Consider the following 21,316-nt stretch of genomic DNA (forward strand, 5'->3'; position numbering starts at 1 on the left):
GAAGCTAAAGAAGCTAAAGAAGCTAAAGAAGCTAAAGAAGCTAAAGAAGCTAAAGAAGCTAAAGAAGCTAAAGAAGCTAAAGAAGCTAAAGCACAGTCTTTTGCTCAAAAAGTAACGCCTGAACCAACAGCCTATCAATGTTTTGCTGAGCAATGTCCAAGGGTGGATTTAAAAGAGATTCAAATTGATCTCAACGGAAAAGTACCAAAATTTATAACCCCTGTTGCTGTCGGTGAAATTCAAGCAAATCAATGGACTCGTTTAGGTACGGAGTTCAATGTAAATTGGACAGATCAGAATCAAAATAAAACTTCAGAAAAGCTGATATTAAATGTCTTGGACATGCAGCATATGACTTTAAAAGATGAGTTAGGTCGTATCAACCGCTATAAGATGGTAGAGGCGAAAAAGCCTGATACTGATAAAAATTCAGATGTATTAGAAACACAATAAAAAAGCGGCTCAGCCGCTTTTTTTAATAAATTTTTTCAAAACCTTCCGGACGTGTTTTAAATCTACGGTGGAACCACATATATTGGGTTGGTGCTAAACGAAGTTGATTTTCAATAATCAAATTTGTTCGTGTCGCGTCTGCAATTTCATCTTCACTTGGCATATTGTCTAACGCAGGTTCAATCAAAATATGATATTTCGGATTTGTAATATCACCTTTACGGTAGAAGTAAAGTGGAATCGCGGCAGCTTTGGTCATTTTTAATATACGGCGATGTGCAGTTACAGTGGCTGCGGGTACACCAAAAAAGGGTGCCATAACGCCTTGTTTAAGACCAAAATCTTGGTCGGGACTATACCAAATAGGTCGTCCTTCTTTTAAATGACGGATTAATCCACGCATATCATCATGGTCGATTTGATTGGTATAAATCGTGGCACGACAACGGTAAATCAGCATATCTAGCAATGGATTATTTTGCGGACGATACACGACATCTGGATCAAAATACTGGGCACATACATATCCACCTGCATCGAGTAGGGTAGAGTGTGTACCAAGTAGTAAAGCCCCACGCCCTTCAGCTTGCACTTGTTGAATATGTTCTAAACCTTCAATCGTTACACGATCTTTAAACCATTTGGGACAATACCAAGCATTCAGTGTTTCAAAAACACCGACCATTTGATCAATAAAGACTTGGCGAGCATTTTCATAACGGAGTTCGGGCATCCATTCAGGAAAGCAGACTTCTAAATTTCTTAAAGTTGTTTCACGACGTGAACGCAAGTATTTGAAAGCTACATTTCCCATCAGATACGCTAAACGATGCTGAATTGCCCAAGGTAATATCGCAAGGAGCATCAGAAATATAATACCAATCCAAATGCCCCAATATTTTGGCATTAAGAAAGACCACTGGAACTCTCCCGGTTGGTAGTTTTTCTGTTTACTCATATTCAAACTTGATAACAATTTAAGGTAATTCACTATATTAGCACGAACTGTTTTTTTTCGACGAAGGCAACAATCGGATTCTTTAGAAAAACGTTCTTAGATTTTTCACATGAATTACTCATCAATATCAACATTAAGTGCCTAAGAACCTTTAACCAAAATTAGCTTGAGCAAACTTGGTGCAATTTTTGCAGAACATTTACTGAAAATGATATGAATACGAAGATGACCGTGAATGAATCAAGTATTGTTCAATGAGCCAGTCAAAAATGCACAGTATTGGTTTGCTAAATTAGAGTTAGGTTTTACCAAAGATTCAAATCGCACAATTTTGGCGCATCGTAAGCACTTTGGACCTGTTCGCGTGCAAAAGATGCTGTGGCCTGAAAAAACAGGAGTATGTCATGCCATTATTGTTCATCCACCTGCTGGAATTGCTGGTGGAGATCATCTCACCTTTGAAATGAAAATAGATCAGGATTCGCATGCTTTGGTTACCACACCTGGCGCAGGGAAGTGGTACAAAACCAATCTTAAACAAGCATTTCAACATATTCATATTCATGTCCAAGATGAGGCGATTTTCGAATGGCTTCCTCAAGAGACGATGCTCTTTAATGGTGCGAATGCAAATTCAGAAACGATCGTACATTTAGACGTTGCTGCCAGTTTTATCGGTTGGGATATGTTGGTGATTGGACGGCAAGCACGACATGAAACCTTCTCGCAGGGTGCTTACCAAAATAAATTTCAGCTTTATCAAAATCAGAAAATATTGGTTGCAGACTGTTTAAATTTTAAAGGCAATGATCGTTGGTTAAAGTCTTGTTTAGGGATGAACGGTCATGCAGTGATGGCCAGTTTTTGGGCAGTGCCTCCAGAACAATACCGGCCAAATTTCTATCTTGATCAACATATTGATCAAATTCGTGAATTAATCATGCGTATGAATATTAACGTCACATTGACGTTACTCGATTACGTCGTAACCGCACGTTATCTCGGAGATGATGTACGTGAGTGTCATGATGCATTTGCTGCAATTCGTGCAAAGCTTCGTCGTTATTGGTTTGATCTTGATGAAGAGTTCCCAAGAATTTGGCGCACATAAATTTATTCTTGTCATAGCAACATAGTTAAGTTGTTTTAACACAAACATTTGAGCACACATCTTGCATCAATATTTAAAGATAGTGAGGAAAGCATTATGGAACTAACACCTACAGAAAAAGACAAAATGCTGATTTTTACTGCGGGGCTTGTAGCGGAAAGACGCAAGGCCCGTGGTTTAAAGCTGAATTATCCAGAAGCAGTGGCTTATATTTCTGCCGCACTATTAGAAGGTGCACGTGATGGAATGAGTGTGAGTGACCTCATGCATTTTGGAACAACATTGCTAAAACGGGATGAAGTAATGGAAGGCGTGGCTGAAATGATCGCAGAGGTCCAAGTGGAAGCGACATTTCCTGATGGTTCAAAACTGGTCACTGTACATCAACCGATTGTGTGATGTCTGAGAGGAAAAATTAAATATGATTCCAGGTGAAATCATTACGTCCAATACAGACATTGAAATGAATGTCGGACGGGCAACGCTCAAAATGACGGTAGCAAATGCAGGGGATCGACCGATTCAGGTTGGGTCACATTATCACTTTGCTGAAGCGAATGATGCGTTGCAGTTTGATCGTGAGTTAGCACGAGGATATCGACTGAATATTGCGGCAGGTACAGCGGTGCGTTTTGAGCCAGGACAGAGTCGAGATATTGAACTTGTTGCACTCGCAGGTAAGCGTGAGGTGTATGGCTTTGCGGGTCGTGTTATGGGTAAGTTGGATTAAGGGAAAATAATAATGAAAATGTCACGCCGTGCTTATGCGGAAATGTTTGGTCCAACGGTAGGTGATCGAGTTCGTCTCGCGGATACTGAGCTGTTTATTGAAGTTGAGCAAGACCTCACTACCTATGGTGAGGAAGTGAAGTTTGGCGGTGGTAAAGTGATTCGTGATGGCATGGGACAATCACAACTGTTGGCTGAAGATGTTGCGGATACGGTCATTACCAATGCGCTGATTGTGGATTGGTGGGGTATTGTCAAAGCTGATGTCGGTTTAAAGAGCGGTCGCATTTGGAAAATTGGGAAAGCGGGAAATCCAGATATTCAGCCCGATATCACCATTCCACTTGGTGCAGCGACGGAAGTGATCGCTGGTGAAGGACAGATTCTCACCGCAGGCGGTGTCGATACGCATATTCATTGGATTTGCCCGCAGCAAGTGGAAACGGCACTGATGTCCGGTGTGACCACCATGATTGGTGGTGGTACAGGCCCTGCGGCAGGGACTTCTGCAACTACAGTGACACCGGGGCCTTGGCATATCGGGACGATGCTTCAAGCCATAGATGATTTACCGATGAATATTGGTTTATTGGGTAAAGGTAATTTAAGTCAGCCCGACCCAATTCGTGAGCAAATTCGTGCAGGGGTAGTGGGTTTAAAGCTACATGAAGATTGGGGTTCAACCCCCGCAGCGATTGATAATTGCCTGAGTGTTGCCGATGAATTTGATGTGCAGGTGGCCATTCATACTGACACGTTAAATGAAAGCGGTTTCTTGGAAGAAACCTTGGCTGCATTTAAAAATCGTACCATTCACACCTACCATACCGAAGGCGCAGGCGGTGGACATGCCCCTGATATTTTAAAAGCCATTGGTCAGCCGAATGTGTTGCCATCTTCCACCAATCCAACTCGTCCGTATACCATCAACACCATTGATGAGCATTTGGATATGCTGATGGTGTGTCACCATTTAGACCCTGCGATTTCTGAAGATGTGGCATTTGCGGAAAGTCGTATTCGACGTGAAACCATTGCAGCAGAAGATATTTTGCAGGACTTAGGTGCCATTGCCATGATGTCATCAGACTCGCAAGCGATGGGGCGTGTCGGTGAAGTGGTGATTCGTACGTGGCAAACCGCGCATAAAATGAAAGTGCAGCGTGGACCTTTAGAGGGTGACAATGCGACACATGATAATAATCGTGTAAAACGTTATATCGCTAAATATACAATTAACCCTGCAATTACGCATGGTTTAAGCCATGAAATTGGTTCGGTGGAAGTAGGTAAACTTGCTGACTTGGTACTGTGGAAGCCTGCATTTTTTGGGGTAAAACCGTCGATGATTATTAAAGGCGGGATGATTGCGGCTGCGCCGATGGGAGACATTAATGCGTCTATTCCAACGCCACAGCCAGTGCATTATCGTCCGATGTTTGGTGCTAATGCGCGCGGTGTGCATAACACCTGTATCACCTTTTTATCCCAAGTCGCGATAGAGGCAGGCGTGCATGAAAAGCTCGGGCTGAAAAAGTTGATCAGTCCATGTAAAGGCACACGTGATATTCAGAAGAAAGATATGAAACTGAATAACTACTGTCCTGTGATGGAGGTTGATCCTGAAATTTATGAAGTGCGAGCAGATGGGAAGTTGCTGATTTGTGAGCCTGCGGAAGTATTGCCGATGGCGCAAAGGTATTTCTTGTTTTGAATAACAAAGCTCCATTTTTGGAGCTTTTTATTTATAATAAAATTATATGCTTAAATAAAAATATAAGAGGATAGTATGGGCTTTTCTTTTGTTTCATCAGATTTTCGGAATGCTCTAGATCGTTTATTTGAGACAGCACAAAATAATCTAGATTCAAATGATGATGAGCTTAAAAAATGGTCTCATATAATTAGATCACTAAAAGGCTTCTATAACGAGGAAAATCTCAGATACCTAGATGAAAATCTTAAGCAAACAAAAAAATGGAATCTATTTGATTTAAATCAGCTTGCTAAAATTATATTGGATGATGATCTAGAACACTTAAAATATGGTGCTCTGAGTTTTTATATTTATCTAAAAGAATGGGAATTTAGACGTGGAATTAAAGAAAATGAACAACAAAGTCCTATTGTAAGAAGTTTCTATGACTTCATTTATACTGAAAAAAATCAAAGATATTTAGAGTTTAAAACGCATTATGATTTCGTAGATGAATTACCTTTCGTTATATGTGGCGAAATTTATAGTAACTCTAAATTGAATGAAATTAGAAAATTTTTAGAAGAAAAAGATTTTAGTGACTATAAGGCTTTGATTAAAGAATCAGAGAAGGCATCTGATTTGATCAGCGGTTGGAATTCAACATTTGATGTGAAAATTTATGAAGTCAAAGAATTAGAAAAAAAGTTAGAAAGTTATAAAACAACTTATGATTTTGTTCTTTTGAATAAAGGTTTCCAACAATTATATGATCAAAAGAAAGTTGAGTTAAAGAGAACGAAAGACATGTACGGTTTTGTGTCAACAGTTATGTTCATGGTTCCTTTCTTTGAACTTATAATTTTAATTGGAGCACTTATATATTTTCAAGGTAATTTACCTTCAAGTATGTGGCTAATTTCAATTCCTTTTATAACCTTAATTCTAATAACCTTATATTTAGTCAAAATTTCATTGCAAGATAAGCGTTCAGTTCAATCCCAAATGATGCAACTTGAACTTCGTATGGCACTTTGTCAATTTATTCATAATTATGCGGAAGATTCAGAAAAGCTACATGCAAAAAATAAAGCTGGATTTGAAAAATTCGAAAATATTATCTTCTCACCGCTCGTTTCTTCAGATGAAAAGATTCCAACCACTTTTGATGGTATGGAGCAATTAGCGAAATTAGTAAGTGAATTTAGGAAGTCTTAGCGTTGGATTGGTTTGAGTAAACAGCCCATCTTTTTTCCTGAGGCTGATTTAAAAAATATTTAATTATCACTTCAGTTTCAGGAAAAAGTAGTTGTGGAAGCTCATCAAAACTAAACCATTCCCAACGCTCAAAAATCTCAGGTTCTGTCACGCAAATTTGAGTTTTTAAACGTTCATCTAAAAGTTGATAAATCGTTCCGAACGTAACTTTTACTGCCTCAGAATCTTGATCAATGATCGTATTTAAGGGTTGAATAGACTCAATATATTGACTCAGATCTAAAGCAGTTTCCTCTAACAATTCGCGTACTGCAGCATCTTCAACTGATTCATGCGCATCCATTTTTCCACCCGGAAAACACCATGAGGCAGGTTCATCAATTTTGTTTCTATAACCCAATAGAACTTTTTGACGTTGATCAATCAACATGATGCCCACGCCGATGATGGAGTTGCTTTTAATATTCATGATTGTGCACATCTAGCTGCTCTGTGTTCTACAAAGTACAACAGCGATATGACAACGCTAACTTTCAAATGTTTCAAAACATGTAATTTAAATAATAAATCATTCACATTTATAAGGGATTTTACCTATCACTATAGTGAAGAAAACCTATTTTATTTCTCTAAAACCTCTATACCAGTGAGAAAAAATCAATATTTCTACAAGATAATCCCTTAATTCAACATAGATTCATCCTTATATTTCCCTGCCTCCTTTCAAGACTAGATTAAGACATGCGCTAGACGATTTAGAACATCGCCAGCAAGGAATTTAGCAACGAGGGGGATGCGGTAAATGGTAAGGAAATATCTAACTTCTGTGGCATTGACCACATGTCTTTTCAGTAGCGCAAGTTTAGCGCTTGCCGCTGAAAATGGCGGAAGTGCTTATCCAGATGGGACAGAGAGTTTTTTTGGTGGCGCAATGCCGCCACCTGGGATGTATCTCGTCAGTTATAACCAATACTACAACGCAGATAAATTTAAAAATGATCATCCAGTATTTGATGATTTTAAAATTGACACCTTTGCCACAGTTGCTCGTGGTGTCTATGTCAGTGACAAAACATTTTTAGGCGCGACATGGGGCATGCATGCATTCCTTGTATATGCCCATGCAGATCTTACATTAGGTGGTCGTCAAGATGATCACATGGCAATGGGTGATCTCATTATCGATCCATTCTTATTGGGTTGGCATAAAGGGGATTGGCATGTGGCGACAGGTGTCGACTTTTATATTCCAGTTGGCTCTTACAACAAAAATAGACTCGCAAATATTGGACGTAATTATTACACCATTCAACCGATTATCTCGACCACATACTTAAATAAACAAGGTATCGAAGTCAGTACCAAGTGGATGTATGACATCAATTTCGAGAATAAAGATACCAAATACGAGTCGGGTAATGCTTTGCATGTCGATTACTTAGTCGCGAAACACATGGGACCTTTGGCGGTTGGTGTTGGTGGTTACGTACATCGTCAGCTTGAAGGTGACTCAGGTGAAGGTGCTGTTTTAGGTGATTTTAAAGCTAAAGCAGCCAGCGTAGGACCACAGGTTCGCTATCAATTCCCTAAAGGGTATGCAATCGCAGCGAAATATCAAAAAGAATTTGATGTTGAAAACCGACCAGAAGGTCAGAAGTTCGCAATTGATATCACCATTCCATTTTAAAACATTGTTACCCAAACATTAGAGCAAGCATATAGAGGTAAGGCCATGAAAATTGAGAATCAAGAATATGCAGCAGGCAGTGCTGGAGCTGTCGATTATTTAGTGGTGAATGAGTTTTCAGGCGGTATCGTCGGACCGAGCCAACGTATGCTTGGCCCTTTAAAAAATGGTGGGACACTTAAAACTGGTACACCTCCAGGATGCTGGGGTCCCATGATTACACCTGCATTCCAAGGTGGGCATGAAGTAACACTGCCTGTCTTTATTGAAGGTGCAGAGGTGGGCGATGCTGTCGCTTTAAAGATAAAACACATGCATGTGACCTCTACGGCGACCTCATCTGGTGTGATGCAATTTGTTGAGGGGCGTTATAAAGGCGATCCGTTTGTTGCGAAATATTGTGAGGCATGTGGTACAGAGCAACCGGCAAGTTATGTAGAAGGGATTGGCGACGACGCGATTCACTGTAAAAACTGTGGTGCAGAAGTCAGTGCTTTTCGCTTTTCACATGGTTATGTGATCGTGTTGGACGAAGAAAATAAAGTGAGTTTGACGGTCAATCAAGAGATTGCCAACAAGTTAGCTGGTAATGCCAATGAGCTTTCTGCATTACCTGAACATGCTGCACAGCATTCTATTCTATCACTAGCGCGTGCTGACATGCCGGGTGTTGCTGCACACATGCGTCCATTCCTCGGAAATATTGGTACGACACCTTCACGTGATTTACCAGACTCTCATAACTGTCACGACTTCGGTCAGTACTTGATTAATGCACCGCATAAATTCGGGATGACTGAAGAAGAGCTTATCGCAGCCAAAACTGACGGTCACATGGATACCAATTCGATTCGTCCAGGCTGTATTTTGATTTGCCCTGTGAAAGTACCAGGTGCAGGTGTCTACATGGGAGATATGCATGCGCAACAAGGCAATGGTGAAATTGCAGGGCATGCCACGGACGTTTCAGGCGAAACAGAATTACAAGTGGAAGTGATTAAAGGCTTAACTATTGATGGTCCAATTTTACTTCAAGCACCAGATGACTTACCACCAATGGCACGTCCATTTACCAAGGAAGAGCGTGAAAAAGTGAAAGCTTTAGGTGCGCGTTGGGGACAAACTGAAATTGAGGAAAGTGGTCCAATCACATTTATGGGAACAGGTAAGAACCTCAATGATGCAACGGACAATGCTTTAAATCGAGCGGCAAAAGTCACAGGTTTAAGTGTGGATGAGGTTATGAACCGTTGCACCATCACAGGCTCTATCGAAATCAGCCGTTTACCAGGAATGGTACGTGCAACCTTCTTATGCCCAATGCCAATTTTAGAAAAATTGGGGATCGCAAACTTAGTTCGCGAACATTACCAACTTTAATTCATCACGTGAACGGCGGTTGATTCGGGTGATTCAAACGCTGTTCGAAAAAAGCATGAAATTTACTGAACTTAAAACTTAGAAACGAGAACTTGAACAGGAATGTCATATGAACAGTAATGCAAAACTCCGTTGGGGCGATTTATATCCAGAACTTGGTATTGAGCCTATTCCAACCGAACCATGTATTTCGCCAGAGATCTATCAGGAAGAAATTGAAAAAGTTTTCTCAAAAGTTTGGTTGAAAGTGGGGCGTGTAGAAGAAATACCAAAGAAAGGCGACTATAAAGTTAAACGCTTAGATTTTGCTAAAACCTCAGTCATTTTAATGCATGGTAAAGATGGTGAAATCCGTGGATTCCACAATATTTGTTCACACCGTGGTAACAAAGTTGTGGTGGAAACCGGCAATGAAACCTTTGGTTCAAACAAAGCCGCAGTCGTGACGTGTCGTTTCCACGGTTGGGTTTACGATGCTAAAGGTGATTTGGTCAGCGTACCTGAAGAAGAAAAATTCACATCTTGCTTTGACAAAGGTCATAACGGTTTAGCACCAATACGCACCGAAGTGTGGGAAGGTTTTATCTTCATCAATTTGGATAATGACGGCACTCAATCGGTAGAAGAATTCTTAGGCGGTATGGGACAGCATTTAGGCGGTTATCCATTCCATGAAATGGAAGAATGCTTTGCCTATAACACAGTTCTGAACTGTAACTGGAAAGTCGCTCATGACGCATTTGCTGAAGCGTATCACGTGGCGACCATTCATGCAGGCTCTTTCCCGAATGTATTCGCATCAGGTTTACAAGAAGTGCAATTGTTTGGTGATCATCGTACTTGCGCTGTGTGCTTAACCAAAAACGCCAATCCAAAACCAGCGGCTGCATTGTCAGGTGAGATCACTGGCGCATCATTGGTGAATCACTATGAACGTGTTCAGCTACCTAAATCAGTCAATCCAAATGATCGTGATGACTTCTCGTTTGAATTATCTGTCATTTTCCCGAATATCTTGGTGCATGTGACTGAAGGAGTATGGTTCACCCATCAGTTCTGGCCGGTCGGCCATAACCAAACCCGTTGGGAGGGTCGCTATTACCTGCCTAAAGCGAAAACCTATTCAGAGCGTTGGGCGCAAGAGTTTGCACAAGTATTACAACGTAATGCGTGGTTAGAAGATACTGCCACCATGGAAGATACCCAAGAAGCACTTGAGTCTCGAGCGAAAAAAGTGATGCATCTACAAGACGAAGAAATCCTGATTCGTCACGGTTACCACGTTCTTGAACAATACCTGAATCGCGCATAAGGAGAATGCACATGTCAAACATCATTTCACAATTGCCAGCTGACTTTGCAAGCTTAGAACCTTTTGTTGCGAAATGGGCTTTAGGAACGGGTAAGCAACGCCATGAAGCGCGTTTGAACTCAACCAAAGAAGAATTGCAAGCATTTTACGATGCTATTTTGCCCGAAATGCGCAAGCTACTTGCCGCACTCGATCAATATGTCCTAGGGACCTTACCTGAAGAGCTTCATAAGTTGTATTGGTTAAGTCTCAGCTTTGCTGAAGTTGCACCACACATCGAGCTTTATAAGGGTTCAGTTGGCGTACCGTATGCATTTGCGGAGAACCGTTTCATTTATGAAACTGGTGACATGGTCAACGTTTAAGAGGAATACAGGATGAGCCAGCACAATCTAGAACAGCGTTTGCATTATCTGGAGGCCTGCGAGGCGATTCGTGGCCTGATCGGTCGCTATGCAACAGCGGCTGATCAGCGCAACAATCCAGCCATTTTACAGCATGTATTTCACCAAAATGCCGTTTGGTGTGCTAAGGGTTTTGGGGAGTATCAAGGACGTCAAAATATTTTAGAGGCATTGTCCAATATTGCAGAGGCTCAAGTGTTATGGAGCTTACATATTATGGCCATGCCCGATATACAGCTCCTAGATCAAGACCATGCAAAGGCAACTTGGATGTTATGGGAAGTCTGTAATTTAGCCGAGGAATCAACAACAGCCGCAACAGATCAAGTTAAACCTGCAACGACCTGTTGCTTAGGTGGATTTTATAAAACAGAAGTAAGTCGGAATGAGCAGGGTGAATGGAAATTTGAACGCGTCGAATTGAATTTGACCTTCAATCAACCCTATCCGAACACAGTTAAATAGGCACTGAATCAATACGGCCTAAGGGGAATTTAAGATGAGAAAAATTGCAATTATCGGTGGTGGACAAGCAGGCTTATTACTCGCGTTCTCGCTACTCGAAAATAAATATGATGTCACTTTATATGTAGATCGCCCTGCGGATGAATTGTTACACGGTCGTATGGTCAGTACCACGATGTTCTTCGCCAATACATTAGAGTTTGAACGCAAACTTGGTTTGAATTTCTGGGATGGGAAAGCGCATCGTGGTCAAGCATTGCATGTCGATTTTCGTGCACCAAACGGCGATATCATGTTACCTGTGACTGGTTTTTTACATGATAATGACGGTATTGCCATGGACCAACGAACCAAATATCACCGTTGGTTAGAGGAATATCCGCGCCGTGGTGGCAAGCTCATCATTCAAAATGTCAGTCCAGAAGATTTGGAAGTAATCACTGCTGAAAATGATTTGACGATTTTGGCGGCAGGTAAGGGCAATATCACGAGTTTATTCAAACGCAATGAAACACGTTCAGTGCATCAAACGCCGCCACGTAAATTGGCTGCTGCACTCGTCGTAGGTGATGATTTGTGTGGTCCAAATAGTTGGCAAGGTCAACCCTCACAGACCTTACATTTCAACTTCGTGGCAGGTGCAGGTGAATACTTCAGTATGCCATTCTACAGCCACACACATGGCCCATGTCGTAGCTTCCTTTTTGAGTGTGTGCCGAATGGACCCATGGATATCTTCGATGATGTCACCAATGGCGAAGAAATGGTCCAACGCATGAAAGAAGCGGTTGCCAAAGTAACACCAGATCAAAGCTTCCGTATGGTCGATAATATGGAATTAAGTGATCCAAATGCATGGCTCAAAGGTGCATTCCGCCCTGAAGTTCGAGATCCTGTTGCAACCTTAGATAACGGTGCAAAAATTTGGGGGATTGGAGACACTGTCATTGTAAATGATCCAATCGCAGGACAAGGCGCAAACAATGCAACTCGTATGGTGGAGCATTATTTAGCTGCGATTTTAGCACGAGGTGATGAAGACTTTAGTGCAGATTGGATGACAGAAGTATTCGAGCAATTCTGGGAAAAGTCAGGTCATTATACCACAGAATTTACCAACTTGCTGTTAAACCCACCAAGTGAAAGCTTATTGCAAGTGTTAGGCGCAGCATCGCAAAACCAAGCGATTGCAGATGATTTTATGGGGCATTTCAACAATCCATGTGGTTTCTGGCCAGCGGTAGATGGTGAAGCTGGGGCAAAAGAATACTTGTCACGAAAGGAGTTTCAACATGCAGCTGCCTGAATTACTTTGGCAGGATGTTGATCTGGCGGAAGCGAAATCGCTCCGTCAGGCATTTGGTGGCTTTGCGACAGGAGTGGCGATCGTCACTTGCCTAGACCAAGATCAACAACCTGTAGGGTTGACGATTAATTCCTTTAGTTCAGTGTCTTTAGATCCTGCATTGGTGTTATGGAGTTTAGTCAATCATTCTCCAAGCCGATCTATTTTTGAAAATGCTGAATACTTCGCCATTAATATTTTAGGTGCACATCAGCAGGAAGTAGGCTTAAACTTCGCTAAGCCGATTGCGGACAAATTTCAGTATGGTACGTGGAAAATTCAAGGTTCGAAAGCACCTGTTTTAGAAGGATGTGTCGTGCAATTTATTTGCAAAAGAGCTCAACAAATTGAAGCGGGTGATCATCAAATCTTCCTCGGTAAAATTGAGCAATGTCGCCACAGTAATCAACGACCTCTGCTGTTTTGCAAGGGACAATTTAATGAATGGCCTGAGTACAAGGAGGTTTCATGACAGACTTAGATGGAAAAGTCGTCTTGGTGACAGGTGGTGCGACACATATTGGTCAAGCCGTAGTCCAAGAGTTGAAAGGCTTAGGTGCACAGGTCATTGTTGCTGATATTAATCAAACTCAAGGACAGCAAGTTGCACAATCAACCCAAGCTCAGTACGAATTTCTAGATCTCGCTAATGATGACAGTATTCGCACATTAAGTGGAAAACTCACTCAGTTAGACGTCTTGGTTAACCTAGCGTGTTTGTATGAAGATCATGGATCTGAATCTACACGTCAAGATTGGCAAAACACGTTCAATGTCACGGTATTTGGTCACGCAGCGTTAGTACAAGCATGTCGACCACTTTTGAAAAAAAGTACTGATGGTGCCGTAATTAATATCAGCAGTGTCAGTGCACGTATTGCACAAAAAGAACGCTGGGTCTATCCAGCATCTAAAGCAACTTTAGAGCAACTCACACAAAGCATGGCACTGGATCTAGCACAAGATGGTATTCGTGTACATGCACTCTCATTAGGTTGGACTTGGTCCGTCCCAATGCAAATGATTTCCGGCGGAGACCGCGCCAAAACTGATCGAGTGGCAGGACGTTTCCATGTGTTAGGACGTATTGCGGATGCAGAGGAAGTCGCACAAGCATTAAGTTTATTGTGTAGCCCGAAAGCAAAATTACTTACAGGCAGTGTGATTCATGCCGATGGTGGTTATCACATTCTAGGTCCTGAAGCCACAGATTCACCGATAGAGGAGTTAACTCAATGAACATTAAAATGACCAATGTTGCTGAGAAATTTTTGTGTTCAACCTCTGATGTGGAACAGGGTGAGGGACTACAAATCATTATTGACGGTTATCCTCCATTGGCAGTGTTTCACTTAGAAGATGGCGAGTTCTATGTCACCGATGATACGTGTACACATGGTGATGCATCATTGGCAGATGGTGAGATTGATGGCTGTGAAGTGGAGTGCCCATTTCATGCGGGTGCATTTAATATCAAAACCGGTGAACCATGTGGTGCACCTTGTACGATTCCACTGAAAACCTATCAATCGATTGTACGTGACAATAATGTTTATTTGGTGGAGTGATGCCGATGTATAAAATCCAAATAGACGGTCAAGCCGAATTTTATTGTTCAGCTAATGATGTATTGCTACGCGGTGGCTTACGTGAAGGATTAGGCATTCCTTACGAATGTAATGCGGGTGGTTGCGGGACGTGTAAAATCGAAGTCCTGTCAGGTGAAGTAGAAAATTTATGGGCAGATGCACCTGGATTAAGCGATCGTGATAAACGTAAAGGTCGGTTACTGGCGTGTCAGTGTCGCCCCAAATCTGATTGTGTCATTAAGCTTCGTTTAGACGAACAATGTGTTCCTAAAATTATTCCAAAACAAAAAAGAGTAACATTGAAGCATGCTCATTTGGTGACACATGATATTTTGGAAGTACATTTTCAATCAGATGAGCCAGCACAATTTATTCCTGGACAATACGCTTTAATTTGGGTGAATCAACAGTTACTTCGTGCGTACTCAATGTCTAACCTACCGAATGAAGAGGGGTTATGGATCTTCCAAATTCGACGTGTTCCTGATGGTAAAATGACCAATTTGTTATTTGATGAACAGTTACGTGAAAAGGCTGATATTCAAATTGATGGTCCATATGGGTTAGCGCATTTACAAGAGAAGCCTCGCCCTATTGTCTGTGTGGCTGGTGGTTCTGGACTTGCTCCCATGTTAGCGATTGCTCGTGGCGTTGCAGTTAACCCACATTTGCAACATCAAAAAGTCTGGTTTTTCCATGGTGGTCGTGAGCAACGTGATTTGTTTACTGAAAATCAATTACGTGACTGGACAGAGTTAGGGGAACGCCTCAATTATGTACCTGCAACCTCCTCTGAACTCATTGAAGGTATCCGTTCGGGGTTTATTCATGAAGTGATTCAAGATGTATTAGGCGAACAGTTGCTTGAGCATGAAATTTATTGTGCAGGTCCGCCACCGATGGTGAAATCTATTGAACAAATGGCCCATCAAGCAGGTATTCCACAACAACAAATTCATTTTGATCGTTTCTTTTAATCGAAGATATCATTTTTCTCCCGCTCAGGCGATGGTTAACCCATCGCCGGTATTGAGCGATCACGACACATCAAGACCATATTGACGATCTGTGCGATAGATTCAGTTCCTAATTTCTGACGAATATGAGTGCGGTGAATTTCTACTGTTTTATGGCTGATATTCAACATTTGTGCGATATGTTTACTCGAAAGTCCATCGACCAATAAATTTATAATCTCACTTTCTCTTGGTGATAAAGATTTCAATTTAATCATCTGTTCTTGACGTTTTTCTTCTTCAATAAAGTCTTGTTCAGCAAGTTGCAGACAGGCTTGGATTTGATTAAGCATATGTTGTGGATTAAAAGGTTTTTCTAAAAAATCAAATGCCCCAGCTTTCATCGCATTGACCGACATTGGAATGTCGCCGTGGCCAGTCATGAAAATGATCGGCATACGGGTTTTTTGTTGGTTCAATTGTTGTTGTAATTGCAAGCCACTCATTCCTCGCATACGAATGTCAAGAATCAAACATGCAGGCGTTTGCGGGCGCTGATAATTCAGGAATTCAGTAGCACTATTGAATGTTTTGGTTTCGAGTTGCACGGAATCGAGCAACCATGTGAGTGAATTACAAATGTCTTGATCATCATCTATCACATACACAATGGGCTCGGGAACATGAGAATTGGTTAAATACATTTTGTACGCTCCTGTGCTGCCAGAGAGATATTAAAAATAGCGCCGGACTCACCTTCACAGACCCATAAATAACCATGATGGTTTTCAATGATGCTTCGAGACAGAGTTAAGCCAATACCCATGCTGTTGTTTTTACTTGAATAGAAAGATTCAAAAATTTGTTCTGGATTTTGCCCTTCGAGTCCAGGCCCATTATCTGCAATTGCAATTCGAGCATGTTGGTTATGTTGCCAAGTGCGGATATAAATGTCCCTTTCACCCTCAGGGTTAGTTTGTAGAGCATCGACCGCATTGAAGACGAGATTGATAATGACTTGGCTAAAGAGCGTTTCATCTGCTGATATAAAAATAGGCGAAACACTTAATTCATAATGGATGGTACATCCACCTTGATCTGCTTTAAGCTTAATCAAAGGATGTAACTCTTGAATAAGATGACTCACAGAATGAATCTGGAAATTCGCTTCGCCTTTACGTAAAAAGCTTCTCATGCTGTGAATAATGCCATTAACGCGATGTGTTTGATTTAAAGCAGCATTGAGGGCATCAAGAGTCTCTTGTGTGTTGGCTAAACCGTTTTGAATGCGAATAATACTACCTCCGACGTAATTGTTGAGTGCAGCCAGTGGTTGATTTAATTCGTGGGCGAGTGCTGTAGCCAGTTCGCCCATCGTTTTGCAACGTGACATATGACCAAGTTGCTTTTCACGAGCACGTGCTTTTTCTTCAGCCTCAATACGCTCAGTGATATCACGATAATTCACCAATATGCCCTGAATATCAGGGTGATCTAATAAGTTACGATAGGTTGCCTCGTGGTGTCGCCATTTTCCATTGTGGTGCAAGATTTTGTAATGAATCACACTAAGTGCACGTTGTTCTGTTTTTTTAAATAGAAGCTGTCTGACTTTAATACGATCATCAGGATGAATTGCAGTTAACACATTCTTATTGAGTACAAAGCGATCCCGATAACCAAGAATACCTTGTAATGATGGGCTGGCATAAAGTAGTTTGCCTTGTAAGTCGAGAATAGCAATCCCATCTCCCGAATGCTCAAGCAGCATTTTGAAATATTGATCTTTAGACTGTAGAGCATATTGATACTTTTTGATTTCGCTGATGTTACGTACTAGAGCGAGAAGCTTTGGTTCATTTTCAATCTCAACTTTTTTAAGACATACTTCAACTGGGATATGACGTTGGTCTTGAGACTCTATTAACCATTCAAATGTGATTGCTTCGTCTGTTGTAGTGGCGGCCTGTTGAACTTTTCGGAGTGCATGATGCAAATCAAAACCATGTTGAAAAGCACTGATCTTTTCAACGTTCATTTGTGTCAATTCAGATTTACTATATCCAGTAAGTTCTACAGCGGCTTCATTGGCATCCATAAATTGGACACTGCCAATATCATGTACAAAAATTGCATCGCCCGCTTTATCAAAAATAGTTTGATAATATTGTAAGCTGGTCATTGTAGGTCCTTACCTGAGATGGCTTCCGGCTATCGGGTATAGGGTGAAATATCGTCACTGATAAATCATTTTTTTTATAAGTAAATACTGCATTAAGGGGCAGCATCTTGCAATTAGACTTAGGGTCTAATTACATACTTTTAACATATAAAAATATTCATGTGAAAAATTTATCAGTGATCTCAATGTTATGCAATTTAGATACCATGTTACTTCAACTGATTTAGGTGACAGTTACACGAGGAATGTTAGCTCAAAAAATATCATCTTTTTATCTAACGAATAAAATCAAACTTTATGCTATCTACATACAATCCTTTTTTGATTAGTCATTACACTGGATGAGGCATAGAATAAAACCCGTCAGTCCTACTCATTAAAGTGATATTTTTATGGCGTTCAGTTGGATTCTCTTTACCCTCATGGCTGCTTTTATGCAGGCTTGGCGCAATGCCTTTCAAAAACAACTGAGTACCACTGTCGATGTATGGGGCGTGACCCTTGCACGCTTTATCTTCGCCTTGCCTTTTGCATTGATTTATTTGAGTAGCCTTTATCACTTTTCACCGGTAACAGCGACTGTTCAATTTACGACAAAATATTGGGTTTATATTTTTATCGCAGGCATTAGCCAAATTTTAGCGACTGCGTTAATGGTGCAGTTGTTTAAGCAAAAAAACTATGCCATTGGCGTGGGACTGGCTAAAAGTGAAGCGATCTTAGCTGCAATCATTGGCGTTGCTTTTCTCTCTGATCATTTGTCATGGTTGGCATGGTTTGGGGTGTTACTGGGTGGTTTTGCTGTGTTTCTGTTGAGTCGGGGACATGGTTTTACTGGATTTTCACCCAAAACACTGATGATTGGCATCGGAAGTGGTTTGTGTTTTGCTATCACTTCACTATTGGTCAGAGAGGCCAGTCTTGAACTAACAATGTTGCCAACAATTCATCGCGCTGCATGGGTATTACTGTCGGTGATTGGCTTACAATGTTTGAGTATGCTTTTGTATCTCAGTTTATTCAGTCATCAAACGTTGCTGGCGATGTGGCAACGTCTAGGACTGACCTTTAAAGTCAGTGTATGTAGTTTTATGGCATCTCTCGGATGGTTTACTGCCATGAGTATGATGAGTGTCCCAGTGGTGAAAACACTTGGTCAAATTGAAATCTTATTTAGTTTGTTGATCTCCGCTTATTTCTTTAAAGAAAAGTTAGCGAAAGCCGAACATTGGGGATTAGCCTTAGTTGTGATAGCGGCAATCTTGGTGATCTGGGCTTAAACATTTTTATAGATCATTGAATATTCTTTAATAAGAAGAAGGGGATGCACCAATAGATTTCATGTTGGCATGAATAATGCTTAATTTTGATGCGTAAATGGATTGATGTTGAACAAGACATTTCGCGAGTTGAAATTAAAGCAAAGTATTCAAGCGACAATAGGAAAGGCATGAAAATCTATACTCAAAGAATAGAAGCAGTGACAGAAGATCAAGCTTTCGAAACTGTGCAACTCAACTTTGATACACGACAAAAGAGCCGTTTTCGTGCAACTTTAGTTTCAGGGTGCGATATTGGTGCAGATTTACCGCGCACAGGCATTCTTCGCGGAGGATCATTTATTGCAACTGAAACAGGTGACTTACTGCGTGTGGATGCATTGCCTGAACGCCTGATGTGTGTCCAAGCTTCATCTGAATTTGAGCTTTTGAAAGCAGCCTATCATTTAGGGAATCGTCATGTCCCTCTTATGCTCACGCCTAGTGCACTATATTTTGAACCTGATCATGTCTTAGCCGAAATGGTCGAAGGATTGGGTTTACTGGTCACGGAAGTGGATCATCCATTTGAGCCAGAAAGTGGTGCTTATGCTCAGCATGCACATGATCATCGTCTAAGCCCAATCAAAGCGATTCATGCTCATGCGCAACACTAATGCAGTTCATTTACTCAAACTGTTAACTTTGTCCTCTACAGCTTTGCCTGTAGGCGCTTATTGCTATTCGCAAGGTGTTGAAAGTGCGATCGATCAAGGTTTGATTCATGACGAGCAATCCAGTATTGCGTACTTCGAAGAAGTTCTGGAAATGCTTTTAGTTCGTTTTGAGCTACCTGTATTGAAGCGTTTGATGCAGGCCCATGATAATGAACAGCAGTTTAATCATTGGGCGCAGTTGTATCGAGCCAGTCGTGAAAGTCGTGAGTTATTGGCTGAATCGCAGCAGTTGGCATTTTCCTTGAACGCATGGATTAAAGATGTATTGAAAATGCCCGTTACGGTCAAAAAACAACTTGGATTTGTACCCGTATATGCTCAGTTATGTGGGCGATTGGATCTGAATATCGAAGATGTTTTAACGGCGTATACGTTTACTGTTTTAGAAAACCAAGTACTTGGCGCAGTCAAAACTGTGCCGCTCGGTCAGATGAGTGGTCAACGGATTTTGTGGCACTTACATGGACTCGTCCCTCAGGCCATCGAAAAAGCATTGCTTTTAGACGATACGCAACTCAGCAGCGCACTTCCTCAGTACGCCATGCTCAGCATGTCACATGAAACCCAGTATTCGCGTCTATTTAGATCTTAAAAATTATCATAAGGAATCAATCATGTCAGAACGTTCTCCTTTACGTGTTGGAATTGGTGGACCAGTCGGTTCAGGTAAAACAGCACTTACCCTGAATTTATGTCGTGCCTTACGCCATAAATACAATATGGCGGTGGTGACCAATGATATTTACACCAAAGAAGATTCCAACTTCTTAACTCGTCATGAAGCCATGTCACCCGATCGTATTGTGGGGGTGGAAACTGGCGGTTGCCCGCATACGGCTATTCGTGAAGATGCTTCAATCAATTTGGCAGCGATTGATGACTTATGCGAAAAGTTTGATGGTCTAGAGTTAATTATCATTGAAAGTGGCGGTGATAATTTGGCAGCAACGTTTAGCCCTGAACTGTCTGATCTGACGCTATATGTGATTGATGTTGCTGGTGGTGAAAAAATTCCACGTAAAGGCGGTCCAGGCATTACCAAGTCGGACTTACTGATTATCAATAAAACAGATCTGGCGCCAATGGTTGGAGCGAATTTGCAGGTGATGGATCAAGATGCCAAGCGTATGCGAGGAGATAAACCGTTCTTGTTTTCAAACATGAAAACTGAAGATGGTTTAAACGAGATTATCAGTTTTATTGAAAAACAAGGTTTATTCAAAGCTTAAACAAGAGGGCTTAAAGGATGAAACAATGCAATAAATTCGGTCTATTCATTCTGGCAAGTGTTCCGAGCCTTGTAATGGCACATCCAGGCCATCATCACCATGACGCTAATTTTTGGACGGGCTTCATTCATCCGTTTACAGGATTGGATCATTTGATGATGGCACTCAGTTTCGGCGTTTTGATGTGGAGCATGTCTAAAATTTGGAAGATGATTGGGGCATGGGGCTTGCTTACAGCGCTCGTTGCTGGATTCAGTTTAGGTGCGCATGGAATTATTCCGAATGGCGTTGCAGAAATTGGAATTGTAAGTTCATTGTTCATCTTAGCTGTAAGTTTATGGACCAAATCGAACAGAATTTTTCCAGTTGCAGCAGTGTTGCTATCAGTTTTTCATGGTTCAGCACACGGAGCTGAATTAGCGATGAATGGAAATGTTGGCGTTCAGATTTTAGGCATGATTACTGCCATGGCAATGATTTATGCTCTTGGACTGGGTTTAGGGGCATTGATGGTGAAATTTGTTCCACAAGGTAAAAAGATTGTAGGTGTGCTAGCAGCATTGGTTGCAGTAATTGGTTTAGCGTGATCAAACTTGGCAAAATAAA

The 21,316-nt window shown here is 41.3% G+C and carries 25 protein-coding genes; 21 read left to right on the plus strand and 4 right to left on the minus strand.

The window, feature by feature from the left end:
- A partial coding sequence (locus tag AC1M86_RS08790) for a hypothetical protein (RefSeq protein WP_481590399.1) occupies positions 1–453 on the plus strand: 453 nt, incomplete at its 5' end.
- A 22-nt stretch (positions 454–475) separates the two neighbouring features.
- On the opposite strand, the gene AC1M86_RS08795 is transcribed toward AC1M86_RS08790, so the two are convergent.
- A complete protein-coding gene (locus tag AC1M86_RS08795) occupies positions 476–1,411 on the minus strand; it encodes an LpxL/LpxP family acyltransferase (protein WP_481607779.1) in 936 nt (311 codons plus the stop codon).
- 235 nt (positions 1,412–1,646) lie between these two features.
- Here AC1M86_RS08795 and AC1M86_RS08800 point away from each other — a divergent pair, with 235 nt between their 5' ends.
- The 5 genes from AC1M86_RS08800 to AC1M86_RS08820 all read left to right on the plus strand — a co-directional run bounded on the left by AC1M86_RS08800 (position 1,647) and on the right by AC1M86_RS08820 (position 6,165).
- Positions 1,647–2,522, plus strand: coding sequence for an urease accessory protein UreD (locus tag AC1M86_RS08800; protein WP_481607780.1), 876 nt, complete (start codon positions 1,647–1,649; stop codon positions 2,520–2,522).
- A 96-nt stretch (positions 2,523–2,618) separates the two neighbouring features.
- Positions 2,619–2,921, plus strand: coding sequence for an urease subunit gamma (ureA, locus tag AC1M86_RS08805; protein WP_035270654.1), 303 nt, complete (start codon positions 2,619–2,621; stop codon positions 2,919–2,921).
- 22 nt (positions 2,922–2,943) lie between these two features.
- On the plus strand, positions 2,944–3,252 hold the full coding sequence (locus AC1M86_RS08810; RefSeq protein ID WP_481607781.1) for an urease subunit beta: 309 nt from the start codon (positions 2,944–2,946) through the stop codon (positions 3,250–3,252).
- 12 nt (positions 3,253–3,264) lie between these two features.
- Positions 3,265–4,965: an urease subunit alpha gene (ureC, locus tag AC1M86_RS08815; protein WP_481607782.1), complete on the plus strand. Its 1,701-nt coding sequence runs from the start codon at positions 3,265–3,267 to the stop codon at positions 4,963–4,965.
- Positions 4,966–5,040: 75 nt separating this feature from the next.
- A complete protein-coding gene (locus tag AC1M86_RS08820; protein ID WP_481593276.1) occupies positions 5,041–6,165 on the plus strand; it encodes a hypothetical protein in 1,125 nt (374 codons plus the stop codon).
- On the opposite strand, the gene AC1M86_RS08825 is transcribed toward AC1M86_RS08820, so the two are convergent.
- Positions 6,152–6,634, minus strand: coding sequence for a nucleotide triphosphate diphosphatase NUDT15 (locus tag AC1M86_RS08825; RefSeq protein WP_481607783.1), 483 nt, complete (start codon positions 6,632–6,634; stop codon positions 6,152–6,154). The two genes, AC1M86_RS08820 and AC1M86_RS08825, sit on opposite strands and share 14 nt — an antisense overlap.
- A gap of 333 nt (positions 6,635–6,967) precedes the next feature.
- Between AC1M86_RS08825 and AC1M86_RS08830 the strand changes: the two genes are divergently transcribed.
- The 10 genes from AC1M86_RS08830 (at position 6,968) to AC1M86_RS08875 (ending at position 15,324) form a co-directional block, all read left to right on the plus strand.
- Positions 6,968–7,852 (plus strand): SphA family protein, encoded by an 885-nt coding sequence (locus AC1M86_RS08830; RefSeq protein WP_481588657.1) that lies wholly within the window; start codon positions 6,968–6,970, stop codon positions 7,850–7,852.
- Positions 7,853–7,897: 45 nt separating this feature from the next.
- The gene (locus tag AC1M86_RS08835; RefSeq protein ID WP_180028361.1) at positions 7,898–9,232 is read left to right on the plus strand and encodes an acetamidase/formamidase family protein; all 1,335 of its coding nucleotides are present in this window, start codon (positions 7,898–7,900) and stop codon (positions 9,230–9,232) included.
- Between the two features lie 109 nt (positions 9,233–9,341).
- Positions 9,342–10,544, plus strand: a complete 1,203-nt coding sequence (locus tag AC1M86_RS08840) for an aromatic ring-hydroxylating oxygenase subunit alpha (protein ID WP_180028360.1) — start codon at positions 9,342–9,344, stop codon at positions 10,542–10,544.
- Positions 10,545–10,555: 11 nt separating this feature from the next.
- Complete coding sequence (locus AC1M86_RS08845) at positions 10,556–10,909, plus strand: hypothetical protein (RefSeq protein ID WP_092766725.1); 354 nt, start codon at positions 10,556–10,558, stop codon at positions 10,907–10,909.
- A 12-nt stretch (positions 10,910–10,921) separates the two neighbouring features.
- Positions 10,922–11,413: a nuclear transport factor 2 family protein gene (locus tag AC1M86_RS08850; protein WP_092766726.1), complete on the plus strand. Its 492-nt coding sequence runs from the start codon at positions 10,922–10,924 to the stop codon at positions 11,411–11,413.
- A 34-nt stretch (positions 11,414–11,447) separates the two neighbouring features.
- A complete protein-coding gene (locus AC1M86_RS08855; protein WP_481607784.1) occupies positions 11,448–12,719 on the plus strand; it encodes a styrene monooxygenase/indole monooxygenase family protein in 1,272 nt (423 codons plus the stop codon).
- Positions 12,706–13,230, plus strand: coding sequence for a flavin reductase family protein (locus AC1M86_RS08860; protein WP_092766728.1), 525 nt, complete (start codon positions 12,706–12,708; stop codon positions 13,228–13,230). Before AC1M86_RS08855 ends, AC1M86_RS08860 begins: the two co-directional genes overlap by 14 nt.
- The gene (locus tag AC1M86_RS08865) at positions 13,227–13,997 is read left to right on the plus strand and encodes an SDR family oxidoreductase (protein ID WP_092766729.1); all 771 of its coding nucleotides are present in this window, start codon (positions 13,227–13,229) and stop codon (positions 13,995–13,997) included. Before AC1M86_RS08860 ends, AC1M86_RS08865 begins: the two co-directional genes overlap by 4 nt.
- A complete protein-coding gene (locus AC1M86_RS08870; protein WP_092766730.1) occupies positions 13,994–14,326 on the plus strand; it encodes a non-heme iron oxygenase ferredoxin subunit in 333 nt (110 codons plus the stop codon). The genes AC1M86_RS08865 and AC1M86_RS08870 overlap by 4 nt, the downstream gene beginning before the upstream one ends.
- A 5-nt stretch (positions 14,327–14,331) precedes the next feature.
- A complete protein-coding gene (locus tag AC1M86_RS08875; protein WP_481607785.1) occupies positions 14,332–15,324 on the plus strand; it encodes a 2Fe-2S iron-sulfur cluster-binding protein in 993 nt (330 codons plus the stop codon).
- A 35-nt stretch (positions 15,325–15,359) separates the two neighbouring features.
- Here the strand turns inward: AC1M86_RS08875 and AC1M86_RS08880 are convergent, their stop codons facing one another.
- The gene (locus tag AC1M86_RS08880; protein WP_092766732.1) at positions 15,360–16,007 is read right to left on the minus strand and encodes a response regulator transcription factor; all 648 of its coding nucleotides are present in this window, start codon (positions 16,005–16,007) and stop codon (positions 15,360–15,362) included.
- A complete protein-coding gene (locus AC1M86_RS08885; RefSeq protein WP_481607786.1) occupies positions 15,998–17,485 on the minus strand; it encodes a PAS domain S-box protein in 1,488 nt (495 codons plus the stop codon). The genes AC1M86_RS08880 and AC1M86_RS08885 overlap by 10 nt, the downstream gene beginning before the upstream one ends.
- A 392-nt stretch (positions 17,486–17,877) precedes the next feature.
- On the opposite strand from AC1M86_RS08885, the gene AC1M86_RS08890 reads away from it, so the two are divergent.
- The 5 genes from AC1M86_RS08890 to AC1M86_RS08910 all read left to right on the plus strand — a co-directional run bounded on the left by AC1M86_RS08890 (position 17,878) and on the right by AC1M86_RS08910 (position 21,297).
- On the plus strand, positions 17,878–18,765 hold the full coding sequence (locus AC1M86_RS08890; protein ID WP_092766734.1) for a DMT family transporter: 888 nt from the start codon (positions 17,878–17,880) through the stop codon (positions 18,763–18,765).
- A gap of 170 nt (positions 18,766–18,935) precedes the next feature.
- Positions 18,936–19,421 (plus strand): urease accessory protein UreE, encoded by a 486-nt coding sequence (ureE, locus tag AC1M86_RS08895; RefSeq protein WP_481607843.1) that lies wholly within the window; start codon positions 18,936–18,938, stop codon positions 19,419–19,421.
- Positions 19,408–20,073, plus strand: a complete 666-nt coding sequence (locus AC1M86_RS08900; protein WP_481607787.1) for an urease accessory protein UreF — start codon at positions 19,408–19,410, stop codon at positions 20,071–20,073. The genes ureE and AC1M86_RS08900 overlap by 14 nt, the downstream gene beginning before the upstream one ends.
- A 22-nt stretch (positions 20,074–20,095) precedes the next feature.
- A complete protein-coding gene (ureG, locus tag AC1M86_RS08905; RefSeq protein ID WP_092766737.1) occupies positions 20,096–20,710 on the plus strand; it encodes an urease accessory protein UreG in 615 nt (204 codons plus the stop codon).
- A gap of 17 nt (positions 20,711–20,727) precedes the next feature.
- On the plus strand, positions 20,728–21,297 hold the full coding sequence (locus tag AC1M86_RS08910; RefSeq protein ID WP_481607788.1) for a HupE/UreJ family protein: 570 nt from the start codon (positions 20,728–20,730) through the stop codon (positions 21,295–21,297).
- Positions 21,298–21,316: the final 19 nt, after the last annotated feature.

The sequence above is a fragment of the Acinetobacter sp. ANC_7654 genome, from assembly GCF_056779855.1.

Coding starts and splice junctions, on each gene's coding strand:
- AC1M86_RS08885 (WP_481607786.1), bottom strand. CDS start 17,485: ATGACCAGCTTACAATATTATCAAACTATTTTTGATAAAGCGGGCGAT.
- AC1M86_RS08800 (WP_481607780.1), top strand. CDS start 1,647: ATGAATCAAGTATTGTTCAATGAGCCAGTCAAAAATGCACAGTATTGG.
- AC1M86_RS08910 (WP_481607788.1), top strand. CDS start 20,728: ATGAAACAATGCAATAAATTCGGTCTATTCATTCTGGCAAGTGTTCCG.
- AC1M86_RS08865 (WP_092766729.1), top strand. CDS start 13,227: ATGACAGACTTAGATGGAAAAGTCGTCTTGGTGACAGGTGGTGCGACA.
- ureG (WP_092766737.1), top strand. CDS start 20,096: ATGTCAGAACGTTCTCCTTTACGTGTTGGAATTGGTGGACCAGTCGGT.
- AC1M86_RS08890 (WP_092766734.1), top strand. CDS start 17,878: ATGGCGTTCAGTTGGATTCTCTTTACCCTCATGGCTGCTTTTATGCAG.
- AC1M86_RS08830 (WP_481588657.1), top strand. CDS start 6,968: ATGGTAAGGAAATATCTAACTTCTGTGGCATTGACCACATGTCTTTTC.
- AC1M86_RS08835 (WP_180028361.1), top strand. CDS start 7,898: ATGAAAATTGAGAATCAAGAATATGCAGCAGGCAGTGCTGGAGCTGTC.
- AC1M86_RS08850 (WP_092766726.1), top strand. CDS start 10,922: ATGAGCCAGCACAATCTAGAACAGCGTTTGCATTATCTGGAGGCCTGC.
- AC1M86_RS08840 (WP_180028360.1), top strand. CDS start 9,342: ATGAACAGTAATGCAAAACTCCGTTGGGGCGATTTATATCCAGAACTT.
- AC1M86_RS08870 (WP_092766730.1), top strand. CDS start 13,994: ATGAACATTAAAATGACCAATGTTGCTGAGAAATTTTTGTGTTCAACC.
- AC1M86_RS08810 (WP_481607781.1), top strand. CDS start 2,944: ATGATTCCAGGTGAAATCATTACGTCCAATACAGACATTGAAATGAAT.
- ureE (WP_481607843.1), top strand. CDS start 18,936: ATGAAAATCTATACTCAAAGAATAGAAGCAGTGACAGAAGATCAAGCT.
- AC1M86_RS08900 (WP_481607787.1), top strand. CDS start 19,408: ATGCGCAACACTAATGCAGTTCATTTACTCAAACTGTTAACTTTGTCC.
- AC1M86_RS08875 (WP_481607785.1), top strand. CDS start 14,332: ATGTATAAAATCCAAATAGACGGTCAAGCCGAATTTTATTGTTCAGCT.
- AC1M86_RS08860 (WP_092766728.1), top strand. CDS start 12,706: ATGCAGCTGCCTGAATTACTTTGGCAGGATGTTGATCTGGCGGAAGCG.
- AC1M86_RS08880 (WP_092766732.1), bottom strand. CDS start 16,007: ATGTATTTAACCAATTCTCATGTTCCCGAGCCCATTGTGTATGTGATA.
- ureC (WP_481607782.1), top strand. CDS start 3,265: ATGAAAATGTCACGCCGTGCTTATGCGGAAATGTTTGGTCCAACGGTA.
- AC1M86_RS08855 (WP_481607784.1), top strand. CDS start 11,448: ATGAGAAAAATTGCAATTATCGGTGGTGGACAAGCAGGCTTATTACTC.
- AC1M86_RS08825 (WP_481607783.1), bottom strand. CDS start 6,634: ATGAATATTAAAAGCAACTCCATCATCGGCGTGGGCATCATGTTGATT.
- AC1M86_RS08795 (WP_481607779.1), bottom strand. CDS start 1,411: ATGAGTAAACAGAAAAACTACCAACCGGGAGAGTTCCAGTGGTCTTTC.
- AC1M86_RS08820 (WP_481593276.1), top strand. CDS start 5,041: ATGGGCTTTTCTTTTGTTTCATCAGATTTTCGGAATGCTCTAGATCGT.
- AC1M86_RS08845 (WP_092766725.1), top strand. CDS start 10,556: ATGTCAAACATCATTTCACAATTGCCAGCTGACTTTGCAAGCTTAGAA.
- ureA (WP_035270654.1), top strand. CDS start 2,619: ATGGAACTAACACCTACAGAAAAAGACAAAATGCTGATTTTTACTGCG.